The 12,350-nt window shown below is 62.5% G+C and carries 5 protein-coding genes and 1 pseudogene; all 6 read right to left on the minus strand.

The window, feature by feature from the left end:
- Positions 1-24 precede the first annotated feature (24 nt).
- A complete protein-coding gene (locus HF675_RS22805; protein WP_105229316.1) occupies positions 25-1,317 on the minus strand; it encodes a dicarboxylate/amino acid:cation symporter in 1,293 nt (430 codons plus the stop codon).
- Positions 1,318-1,607: 290 nt separating this feature from the next.
- On the minus strand, positions 1,608-2,987 hold the full coding sequence (locus HF675_RS22810) for a DASS family sodium-coupled anion symporter (RefSeq protein WP_187043828.1): 1,380 nt from the start codon (positions 2,985-2,987) through the stop codon (positions 1,608-1,610).
- 156 nt (positions 2,988-3,143) lie between these two features.
- Positions 3,144-5,153: a biofilm formation regulator HmsP gene (gene hmsP, locus HF675_RS22815; protein WP_187043829.1), complete on the minus strand. Its 2,010-nt coding sequence runs from the start codon at positions 5,151-5,153 to the stop codon at positions 3,144-3,146.
- Positions 5,154-5,443: 290 nt separating this feature from the next.
- Positions 5,444-8,909 (minus strand): annotated as a pseudogene (bcsC, locus tag HF675_RS22820) (cellulose synthase complex outer membrane protein BcsC).
- Complete coding sequence (bcsZ, locus tag HF675_RS22825) at positions 8,891-10,000, minus strand: cellulose synthase complex periplasmic endoglucanase BcsZ (RefSeq protein ID WP_187043830.1); 1,110 nt, start codon at positions 9,998-10,000, stop codon at positions 8,891-8,893. Before bcsZ ends, bcsC begins: the two are co-directional and overlap by 19 nt.
- A gap of 4 nt (positions 10,001-10,004) precedes the next feature.
- Positions 10,005-12,302 carry a cellulose biosynthesis cyclic di-GMP-binding regulatory protein BcsB gene (bcsB, locus tag HF675_RS22830; RefSeq protein WP_187043831.1) on the minus strand — a complete coding sequence of 766 codons (2,298 nt, stop codon included), beginning with the start codon at positions 12,300-12,302 and terminating at the stop codon, positions 10,005-10,007.
- Between the last annotated feature and the right edge of the window lie 48 nt (positions 12,303-12,350).

Below are 12,350 nucleotides of genomic sequence, written 5' to 3' on the forward strand. Positions count from 1 at the left end.
TGGCTTGACTTCAACAACCGGCCGTCACGTCGAGCGTTGGCTCTCGTCCGCCACGCCGGCAGGCCGTTTGTTATTCAGCGTATCTTTCAGCTGCTGGCTGTCCAGCTGGTTGCACCATTTGGCCACCACCACCGTCGCCACGCCGTTGCCCACCAGGTTGGTCAGCGCACGCGCCTCCGACATAAAGCGGTCGATGCCGAGAATCAGCGCCAGCCCCGCCACCGGCAGATGACCGACTGCGGAAAGGGTCGCCGCCAGCACGATAAAGCCGCTGCCGGTCACCCCCGCCGCCCCTTTCGAGGAGAGCAGCAGCACTATCAACAGCGTAATCTGATGCATAATATCCATATGAGCATTGGTGGCCTGGGCGATAAACACCGCCGCCATGGTCAGATAAATCGAGGTGCCGTCCAGGTTGAAGGAGTAACCGGTCGGAATCACCAGCCCCACCACCGATTTCTTGCAACCCAGCCGCTCCATCTTGTCCAACATGCGCGGCAGCGCGGATTCGGACGACGAGGTGCCCAGCACGATCAGCAACTCTTCTTTGATGTAGTTAACAAACTTGAAGATGCTGAAGCCGTTGGCGCGGGCAATCGCCCCCAGCACCACCACCACGAACAGGATACAGGTGAGGTAGAAGCACAAAATCAGCTGCCCCAACTGCACCAGAGTGCCCACGCCGTATTTACCGATGGTGAACGCCATCGCGCCGAAAGCGCCCAGCGGCGCCAGACGCATGATCATATTGATGATGCCGAAAATCACGTTGGAGAAGCTTTCGATCACATTAAAGATCAGCTGCCCCTTTTCTCCCAGGCGATGCAGCGCAAAGCCGAACAGCACCGCAAACAGCAGCACCTGCAGGATATTGCCGCTGGCGAAGGCGCCGATCACACTGCCGGGAATAATATCCAACAGGAACGGAATAATCCCCTGCTGCGAGGCCTGTTCGGCGTACACCGCCACGGCTTTGGCATCCAGCGTAGCGGGATCGACGTTCATCCCCGCTCCCGGCTGTACCACGTTCACCACCACCAGGCCGATAATCAGCGCGATGGTGCTGACTATCTCAAAGTACAGCAGCGCAATGGCACCGGTGCGGCCGACGGCCTTCATGCTCTCCATGCCTGCGATGCCGGTTACCACGGTACAGAAGATCACCGGCGCGATAATCATTTTGATTAACTTAACAAATCCATCACCCAGAGGTTTCATCTGAGTGCCGAGGTCAGGGTAGAAATGGCCGAGTAGCACACCCAGCGTAATGGCCATAAGCACCTGGAAATAAAGGCTCTTAAAGATATTTTTTTTCATATGAACATCCTTTGAAGGGGACGCGGACAGGCGGTTATCGGTACTTTTCATGCCTGCTCAACGCCTGCGCGAAAATAACACCCGATTAACAAGATGGGAACAATTTGCTGAGATCGCGCCTGTCGTTGATATGAATTTAAGAGCTGAAACGGTACAGCAGAAATGAAACGAAAAAACAGCGTAAAACCGGGTTTACGCGCGTTTTTTACAGAAGATTGTATTGTGGCCCCGCAGACCGGGGCGCAGAGATAGACAGCCTGCCGGCGGCAAAACGCCGCCGGCAGCAGGGGTCAGCGCCAGATAAACCAGGCGAACAGCGACACCACCAACACGCAGAGGATATTCAGCCAAAAGCCGACTTTCACCATCTCGCTCTGGCGGATCTCGCCGGTGCCGTAAACAATGGCGTTCGGCGGCGTCGCCACCGGCAGCATAAAGGCACAGGACGCGCCAATGCCGATCACGATGGTCAGCAGCGCCGGCGGCATGCCCAGCGCTTCCGCCACCGTAGCGAACACCGGCACCAGCAGCGCGGCGCTGGCGGTGTTGCTGGTGAATTCGGTCAGGAAAATAATAAATGCCGCCACCGCCAGAATAATCACAAACCAGTGGCTGGCGCCAAACAGCGACGCCATCCCTTCAGCCATCACCGCACTAGCGCCGGAGTCTTTAAGGATCACGCTCAGCGTCAGGCCGCCGCCGAACAGCATCAGCACGCCCCACTCGGTGTTCTGCTGAATCTGCGCCCAGCTGGCCACGCCGCTGGTGCCGATCAGCACCGCCGCACCTACCGCCACCAGGGTGTCGAACTGCTTCACGCCGCCGAGCAGCGCGCTGATCTGGCTGCTGAGGATCCAGCAAAAGACCGTCAGCAGGAAAATACCCAGCGTAATCCAGCGTGGTCGCGTCCACGGGAAGTTTTCCAGCGTGATGTCAAAGCGGTGCTTCAGATTCGGCCGCATCATCAGGTACAGCGTGCCGACCATCAGCGGCAGCAGCACGATCATCACCGGCACGCCGAACTTCATCCAGCCGACGAAATCCAACCCCAGCTGCGCTGCGGCAATGGCGTTCGGCGGGCTGCCGACCATGGTGCCCAGGCCGCCGATACTGGCGCTGTAGGCGATGCCCAGCAGCAGGAAGACGTAGGTATTGTGATCCCGTTCGCGGTCAAGGTTGCTCAGGATCCCCATAGCCAGCGGCAGCATCATCGCCGCCGTCGCGGTATTGCTGATCCACATCGACAACACCGCCGTCGCGCCAAACAGCATCAGCGCCGCCAGCAGCATTTTACCGCCCGCCAGCAACAGCAGCCGGTTGGCGATCAGCCGGTCCAGCTTTTGGATATGCAGCGCCGTCGCCAGCGCAAAGCCGCCGAAGAACAGGAAGATGGTCGGGTTGGCGAACGACGCCAGCGCCTTATCGACATTCATCATGCCGAGCGCCACCGCCATCACCGGCACCAGCAGCGCCGTCACGGTGACGTGGATCGCCTCGGTCAGCCAGAGAATGCCGATAAACGCCAGCAGCGCCAGGCCGGTATTTTCCTGCGGGGAAAAAGGCAGCGTGTAGAGCAAAACCGCAAATAGCACGCAGTCGGCCGCCAGAATCAGCAGCCCGCGCCGCGTCGCCGGCGAAGAAGTAGAGGGTGTCAGAGGAGTATCAGCCATGAATTTCGCATCCCTTGGTCATCAAATGTGGCAGCTTGTAACAAAATGTGCCAACCAAGACGCCAGCATAAGGGTTGTTTACGGCCTTGTTGAGAAAAAGTTTCTATTTATGCGAGCAGTAACACACCGATAACCGCAGATGGACGCAATAACGGCCTATTTATCGCCGCCGGCGATAAACCGCCGTTCAAACTCGTCGCGCGGCAGCGGGGCCGAGAACAGGAAGCCCTGGCCGTGTTCGATACCGTTTTGCAGCAGCCAGTCTCGCTGCGCCGCCGTCTCCACCCCTTCCGCCAGCACCGGCAACTGCAGCACCTGCGAAATCTGGCCGATAATGCGCGCCATGGCATCATCCGCCGGCAGGCTGCAGATGAAGCTTTTGTCGATCTTGATCTGATCGACCGGCAGGCTCTTGAGGCGGTTGAGGTAATGCAGGTTGGAATACCCCATGCCGAAATCGTCCAGTGAGATAGACAAGCCCAGCTCATGCAGCTCGCGCAGCTTCGCCAGCAGGTGGTCAAAGTCGTCGATACGCACCGTTTCGGTGATTTCCAGCTGCAGCTGACGCGGGTCGATCTGGTGCTGCGCCAGCAGCTGTTTCAGATGGGGGATAAACCCGGCGTCGCGCATCTGCAGCGGTGAAATATTTACCGCCAGCGGCAGGCCGATGCCCCGCGCCCGCCAGTCGGCCAGCATGCGGCAGGCCTCTTCCAGCACCCAGTTGCCCAGCGGCACCATCACCCCCAGCTCTTCCGCCAGCGGGATGACATCCGCCGGCAGGCTGAAGCTGCCGTCATACTGCTGCCAGCGCAGCAGGGCTTCCGCGCCGACCGGCGTGTTGCTGCGCATCGCCATCTGCGGCTGCAGAAACAGGGCAAACTGGTTATGTTCGATACCGTGCAGAATTTCGCTTTCCTGCGTCAGGCGCTTTTGCGTGCGTTCCGTCAGCCGCGGCTCAAAGAACAGGATGCGGTTCTTGCCGTCGCGGTGGGCCGACATCATCGCCGACATGGCGCTGCGCAACAGCTGTTCGGCGTTTTCCCCCGGCTGGAGGTAATGGGCGATGCCGATGCTGGCGCTCGGCCGCAGCGACAACGGCTCAATGCTCAGCGGCGCATTAAGCTGCCGCATGATGCGCTGCGCCAGCTGCATGGCGTGAAACGGCCGTTCAACGCCCTTTGCCAGAATGGCGAACTCGGCATTGCTCAGCTGCGCCAGCAGCGAATCCTTATCCAGGCACTGGCGTAATTTTTCTGTCAGCGCCAGCAGCAGCTTTTCCCGCTGCTGCTGCGACAATACGCCGGTGGCCTCATGCAGCGTTTCAATGCCGATCACCAGCAGGTTAAACCGCTGGGGACGCAGGGTCGACGCGATATGCTGCTCCAGCAGGGCGGTCAGCAGTACCTGATTCGGCAGCCCGGTGACCGAGTTGCGCGTACTGAGGCGGCTCATATCCGCATATGCCCGCGCCAGCCTCTGCTGATTGCGGTTGTAATTGCGCACCAGCAGGCCCAGTTCGTCATCCTGATGCAGCGTCGGTAGCATCAGCTGATGATACGGCGCATCCTCTTCGGAGATATTTTCCAGCTCTTTCGCCATCGCGCGCAGCGGATAGACTATCAGCCGGTTCATGCACCAGGTGATGGCGATCGACAGAATCAGCGCCAGCAGCAGATAGGTCGACAGCATGGTCGACAGCGCGCTGAGGATAAATTTGTACATGCGGTAGGAGTCGGCCTGCAGCACCAGATAGGCCAGCGGCTGCGGATTGGCCGGCACCCGCTCCAGCGAATAGAGCGGCACCGAGATGCGTACCGGCAGGTCGAACAACCGCGCGATCGCCGCCGGCACCGGGCGTTCCGGCGGGAAGTTGGCGTGCAGCGCCTGCAGTTCATTCGGCAAGACAATATCTGCCTGCGTCAGAATACCGACCGGCAGCAGCGAGTTCAGCACCCGTTTGCTTTCCCGCATATCCATGCGCAGCACCGCGTCCGCCAGCGGCTGACGCACAGAATGGGCGATATTCTCCAGCTGTTGGGCGTAGTCATCCCTGCGCTGCTGCACAAAATGGAACAACTGAATCACGATAAAAATACAGATCGTCACCAGCGCCACGCCGGACACCGTCGCCATCTGCTTAATCGTTAATGAACGCCTGACGCGCAAATCTGCTCTCCGTTAATCGGACTGAAAGAATAATCAGGGACGAGAGTCACGCCACGCCCTTTTTGAATCGGTTCGAGTATACGCGATCGCTGCGTGTTTTTATCTTGCCATTGTTATGGAAGAACTTAGAAATACGCGGGTTTCAGTCTTTTCCTAACCTGAACACAGGGTAGCAAAACTACCCTGTGGGCGACACTCTGAATCTGTCTGATTATTTCCGGGGGCGGACGGGGATGAAAAGAGGCCGGCGCGCCGTTACCCCGGGAGGGGAACCCGCGCCGGCCGGCGCATTACTTGAAGTCGGCGTACGGCGTTAGCGGCTGCGGCGGCAGATCCAGATCGCCCTGCCAGCCGCCCTGCGAATAGCGCAGATAAATCAGCGCATGGCTTGGCGTGTAGTCTTTCGCCTGCTGGATATCCACGCCGGCGCCGAGCGTCCAGTGCGACGTCAGGCGGCGCTCGACGATGGCGCGCAGCGTATAGCCCACCCCGGTGGAGGAGCTGCCGCTTTCAACGGCCTGTTTATCCGGCAGCGAATCCGGAATCAGCCCCTGCAGCGGATAACGCCGCTGGCTGTCGGTTTTCGAGTGGGACAGCGACACCGAACCGCCCACCTCAAACGACCAGTTCTCGGTGCGCTGGCGATAGTTGACCGGCAGCGCCAGCGACATATAGCGCTGCGGGCTGTAGTAGCCGCCCTGCCCCAGCGAATAACCGCTCAAATCCTTCTGGTAGTGCCACAGCATGGTATTGAGGCCGATGGTCGCCCGCCGGTTGTCCTCGTTGATCAGCTTGTAGTAATAGCCGGCCATCAGACGTTCACGCTGGTTATCCGCCACGTTTTTACCGGTTAGCTGATGGGCGCTGAGATCGGCCCAGACGCCGTGCGCCTCGCCGCGGTCGTAGCTGGCGCTCAGGCTGACGCCGGTGGCGCGGACGCCGCCCCAGGTTTTGCCGGTATTGGGATCGCGGGTGCCGCCGTAGGCCAGCAGCGAGCTGGAGATCGGCCGCTTTGATGCGCCGAGCGTCCAGCCGATATGCCGCCAGTCGCCGCTGTAGGCCAGGCCGCCGACCCAGTCGACCACCTCGAAGCCCATCGGCGTCGTGCCGATATCCGCCTGCCAGCGGTCGTTCTTCCAGCCCGCCGCCACGCTGGTGCCGTTGGTTTTTTGCCGCTCATCGCCGCTGCAGCCCACATCATGGCAGGTGCCGAAGGTTTCGTACGATTTGCCGTCGCGGGTTGAGAAGCGCCCGGCGTTCAGCTGGACGGTATCGGTGCGCAGGAAGGCGCGCCCGTCGTACAGCGGCAGGTCCACCTGCAGCATGGTGTCATGCGCCCGATAGTCCGACACGCCGCCGGTGCCGCTGGAGCCCCAATAATCGTGATCCAGCGTCACATTCACATCCTGCTGACGGTACAGATCCGCCGCGTCGGCGCGGATGCCGCGTTTGAGCCAGTCATCGCCCGGCGTATTGCGCGTCAGGCGGGTATAATCGTCATTATTCTGCGGAATGCCCGGCGTGATGCCGCCGGCCACCATCGCCTGCTGATAATCCTGCCGCGCCAGATCCGGCTGCCGCTGTTCGCGCTCCAGCCTGGCCGCATCACGGTAAATCAGCGCTTTGCCCTGGCCGTTCTCTTCCTGCGCCGCCACCGTCTTCAGCTGGCTGAAGATCTCACCCGCCTTCTGCCGCTCGCCCACCGCATACCAGGCGTTGGCCTCGCGGCGCCGGCCGTTAAGCGACGTATCCTGCGCCGGTGATGCACTCTGCAGCCGCTGACGCGCCGCCGGCAGATCGCCCTGCGCCACATAGGCTTCAATCTCGCCCAGCCGCGCATCCGGATTGTTTGGCTCACGCGCCCGCACGCGCCGGTAATCCGCCAGCGCGCTCTGGTAGTCGCCGTTCGCCAGCGCCCAGTCGGCCAGCGTCAGATCGATACGCGTGGCCGTCGGCTGCCGTTTCAGGTAGGCGATCGCCGCCGCCTCATCGCCGCCGCTGCGCAGCTGTTCGGCATGCTCCAGCGTCGCCTGCAGCCGCAGCCGCTGCGCCAGCTGGCGGATATCGTCATTCCAGCGCGCCCGGGGCAGCGTATCCAGCTGCGCCAGCGCCTGCCGGTCGCGATCGCTGGCGGAGAGATACAGCGCGTAGGCATACGCCTGCTGCGGGCTGTCGGGGTGCCGCTGCGCCAGAGAACGGAACAGCTCGTCGGCCTGCTGCGGCTGTCCGGCCTGACGCAACGCCTGCGCATAACGGTAGGTCAGCCACACATCGTCCGGATCCTGCCGCTGCGCCTGACGGTATTTCTCCGCCGCCTGGTGCCACTGCTGCCGCTGCGCCAGCGCCTCGGCGTCCTGCTTCAGCATATCGAGCCGCAGGCCGTCGAGCGTACTGCGCATTTGGTTCTGCTGCGCGCGCGGCAGGCTATTGAGATAGGCCAGCGCCTTCTGCGGCGACTGACGCTGGTAGATATTCGCCAGCCCGCGCGCTGCCGCTGTTGCGGTCAAGACGCAGCGCCTGCTGGTAATAACGCTCCGCCGCGGCGTCGTCATGACGCGCCACCGCCACGTCGGCGAGGCCGATCAGGGCGTCGCTGTCGCTGTTATCGATCTGGCGCGCCCGCAGGTACTGCTGCTGCGCTCGCGCCAGATTGCCGGCCTTCAGCGCCCGGTCGCCTTCGGCAACCGCCAGCCAGTAACTGTTGGTTTTGATCAGGCTCTGCCATTTACCGCCGTCATAGCCGCTCTTGTCGGCCTGTTGCGCCTGACGAAACAGCGCGATGGCCTGCGCGCGGTTGCCGGCGCGCGCATAGGCCAGCCCCAGCGCCCCCAGTACTTCCGGATCGTCCGGGGAGGCGGCCAGCGCCTTTTTCAGTTCCGGGATCGCGGCGCGGCCGCCGCCCTTGCCGACCTGCGCCAGTCCGCGCGCCCGCGCCTGATAGGCCGGATCCGCCAGCAGCGTCTGCTGCCGCGCCAGCTCCTGCCGGGCGCCGGCGGCCTGATCGCCGCTGCTGAACACGCCGAGGAAACGGTTAAGCGCCGCCACGCTGTCGTTGCTGACCGGCATCGCCTTCACCTTATCCAGCCACAGATCGGCGGCTTCACCCCGACCGGCGCTGTCCGCCGCCACCTGTTGCAGCAGCGCGTAGGCCTGCGCGTCCTTATCCTGACTGAACAGCATACGCGCCAGCGCCATGCGCAGCGGCACGCTGCCGGGATACTGTTTATCCAACGCCTGCAGTTTGCTCGCCGCCGCCGCTTCCTGCCCCGGCAGCCGGGCCACCAGCCGCCAATATTCGATCGCCAGATCGAGCGTCGGCGGTTCGCCCTTGAACAGCGCGTCGTAGGCGGCCTTCGCTTCCGGCAGCCGTCCCGCCGTCGCCATCAGCCGCGCCTGCTGCAGCTGCTGCCGCGTTTCCGGCTGGGTCAACAGCATATTCATCTGCGCCTGCCGGTAGGCAGCCGACTGCGGCGCAACGCTCTTTAATTTCTCCAGCTGCTGCTGCGCCAGCACGTGGTTGCCCTGACGCAGCGCCAGACGCATCCGCGCCGAAATCACCTCGGGATTATTCGGATCCATCAGCTCCAGCCGGTGCAGCGACTGGCGCACCAGCTCGTCTTTATGGCTGGCTTCGCCAACCCGCACCTGTTCCAACAGCCACCTTTCGGGCGATACGGCATCCGCCCCCAGCGCCGGCGGCAGCAGGGCCAGACTCAGGGGAAACAGCCCCAGCCAATTTATTCTGAAGTTGCGCATTGACGATCCCAGGCAGGTTGCAGTTCACCCTGACGGTTAAAACGGTAACGTTGTTCATCCCAACCCTGGCCAAACAGCGTCAGCGACGCGCTGAAGTAGGCGTCGTTGCCCGGCGGGTGGTCGATGACTTTCTGCCGCTGCGCCGCCAGCGCCTCAGGCTGCTCTGCCAGCAGCGGCAGCAGGGCGGCGGAAAAGCCCACCGGGCCGCTGCCGTGGGTTTTTCCGCTGGCGGTATCGGTTTTTTCCGGCGGCACGCCCTGCTGTGCGGTCAGCTGCGCCATCGGCTGAAAGCGCCGCACCAGCGCGGCCTTGAGCGGATCGTCGTTCGCCAGCATGCCCGCCCACAGGTAAACGCGGATGGCATCATAACTGCCGACGTTCGGCTTGGCCTCATCGGGCCGCCAGCCCTGCGCTTTGCGCCATACCACCCAGTCCGGCGAGAAGCCGTGCGGCGCACTCTCCAGCCACAGGCGCTGATTGGACTCGCGCATCGCCTGCCACGGTCCGCGCAGCGCGGCAAAACGCGCCAGCAGCTGCGGCGGCAGGTAGCTCGGGTTGAGCCGCCAGCCGTCATCTTTCACAAAGCCGACTTTACCGGGCAGCAGCATCGGCCCCAGCCCGGGAATATCCGCCACCTCTTCGCGCGCGATGCGTTGCAGCAACAGAGTGCCCAGCGTCTGATAGCGGCGGCTGTCCCACAGGCGGCCGGCCTCCAGCAGACTGTAGGCAATCCACAGATCGGAATCGGATGCCGAGTTGTCATCCAGCACCGTCCACGTTTTCTGCTCATTTTCGCCCCACAGCCAGGCCGGCAGGCGGGCGCTGAGATCGCCCTGCGCCAGATTGTCTTCGGTCCAGCCCAGCAGGCGGTCAAAGGCAGGGCGGTCGCCGGCCACCAGCGCAAAGAACAGGCCGTAGCTCTGCCCTTCCGAGGTGGTGATGCGGTTGGGCGAACTCGGATCGATCACCCGGCCACCTTCGCTGATGTAGTCCTGCTTATAGCGCTGCCAGGCCGGCCAGTCGCAGCCGGCTGCCGCGCCGAACGCGCACAGCAGCAGCAGGCTCAGGGAATATTTCAACAGCACGCCCATGGCGTTAATCCCGATCTTCCGGCGCCAGACGACGACGGCTGTAGGCTTTCAGAGCGCGCCACAGCATCAGCGCCAGGATCACCACCACAATCACCGCCAGCACCGCCAGCAGCACCGGATGGGTCGACAGCGCATGCCAGATGCGCTCCCACCACGGCAGGTGGCCGACGTAATAAATATCGCCCACGCGCAGGCTGTTGACGCCGGACTCACGGATCACCGCCACCGAACCGAACATCGCGGCGCGCTTGCCGCTGTCCAGCAGCGCGTTGTTCAGCAGTTCATAGCCGCGCGGGCTGTCGGCCAGCAGCGCCACCATACTGCGCTGCTTATCAAACGGCGACTGCACGCCGATAATCGCCGACATCGCCCCTTCCGAACGTACGCTGGTTTTACTGTCGGCCTGCGCATCTTCCGCCTGCACGTCCGCCATCGGCAGCGTCGGCTGGCGACGCGGCTGTTTCACCCAGCTCTGCGTTGCATCCACCAGCAGGCTGACTTTTTTATCGTCACGCAACTCCGGCGGGATAGCGCCGATCAGCAGCAGATCGCTGTCCGCCTGTTTGGCCTGTCCCCAGTCGTCGCTCAGTTTGACCGCCAGCGCCGGGTAGCCGGTTTGCGCGCCGATATTACCCAGCGCGTTCAGCATGGCGCTGACCTGCGCCGGCTGCTGCTGTTTATTCACCAGCACCAGCGTCTGCGACAGATCCGCCAGGCGGCTGAACGGGAACGAAGCGTTGGCGAAGGCGCGCAGATCCGGCATCGCCATAAAGTGGCGGTAGCCGGAGAAGTCGATGGTCGAATTGCCGTCAATGACCGCGTGGTTTTGCGTAAAGGAGTAAGTCTCACAGCGCCCTTCCGCACCGCTGGCCAGCAGCGTGGTGTAATCAAAATCGAAGCGCAGCTGGTTGATCGCCCCCAGCCGCAGCGCCGGGATATTGACGTTCTTATCCGAGTCGATCAGCCCCTGCGTCAACGGCAGACGCAGCAACTGCGAACCTTGTTCATGCTCCGGCAGCAGTGAATACGCCTGCATAAACTGGTTATTCAGGCTGACGTTCAGCCGCGAGCCGTCCTGAATACGCGGCGGGGTATAGCGATATTTCAGGCGCATATCGATGCCGGTGCTGCGGATCAGATACAGATCCGGCGGCAGGTTCATGGTCAGCGAAATCGGGCCGGGCTGAATGCCGCTGGTTTGCAGCTGCTCGGCATACTGCTGCAGTTCGGTGAAGGTCATCGGCCGGTCGGTGCGCACCCAGTTCGGCGCGTCGTACGGCTGCCGCGGCTGCAGCTGTTCCACCTTGTCCACCAACACGTTCTGGCCGCGGAACAGAATATTGCCCTGGGCGATACCCTTCACCGCCGTTACCAGATCGTTGTCATCGCGGCCCTGAATCAGCAGCAGCTTGACGTAAGGATTATCCGGATGGCTGATCATCTCCACCGTCGGGCCTTTCACCGCCGGGTAATCGCGCAGGAAATCCGGCCGCCGATCGTTGGTGGCGAACACCACCGCGTGGCGTTCAGGCAGCTGATTAAACAGCGTCGGGAAGGACTGCCCGCGCCACTGCGCCTTGCTGCCGAACCAGGAAGCCAGAATACCGGCGGCGCGCTGCTGGGTGATATCCGGCTGGCCGGCAAACACCATCGGCAGCGTCAGCGGACGGTTGTCGCGGCTGTCGAAGAATGGCTCCGGGAAGTGCGACAGCTCATTTTTCAGCGGCAGCGTCTGGTAACGCAGCTTCAGAGAACTGCCCTTGCCGACGTCGAGCCACAGCGCGCTGCTGGCCGGGTTTTCACAGATGTTCTGATAGTGGCCGACAAAAACCAGCTTCACGCGGTTAAAATCGGTGATATAGCGCGGATCGATCGCCATCTGGACACGATTGGGCTTACCCAGCTGCTCTTTGGTCAGGGTAGTGACGCCCATCAGTTCGTCGTTAAGGTACACTTTGACGTGCGATTCTACCGGGATCAGCGCCGGCGACGGGGTAAACTCCAGGTCCAGCATCGCCTGCGACACCACCTCGTCGCTGCGCACGCCGAACTCAATCTGCCCGTCAGGATGGGTGCCGCGCAGGGTAAAAGTGCCCGGCGGCGGCGCAATCTGCGCAAACGGCAGCTGTACGTCGCGCACCGGCGCGTTCGGATCCTGCGGCGCAGCCGGGTTGAGCGGCGCGACAAGCGGCGCATCGGCGTTCGCCGGCGGCGTCACCTCCGGCGCGGTGGCGGGTGCGGCCTGCGACAACGTACTGATGCCTAAGGCCAGCGCGGTTAACCAGGTAATTTTTCTCGTCATCGTATCATCATCAAAGTTAGCGCCGGCGCGGAAGCCCGCCGGCTGTTG

This window comes from Serratia sp. JUb9 (genome assembly GCF_014298095.1).
Classification (GTDB): Bacteria; Pseudomonadota; Gammaproteobacteria; order Enterobacterales; family Enterobacteriaceae; genus Serratia_B; species Serratia_B rhizosphaerae.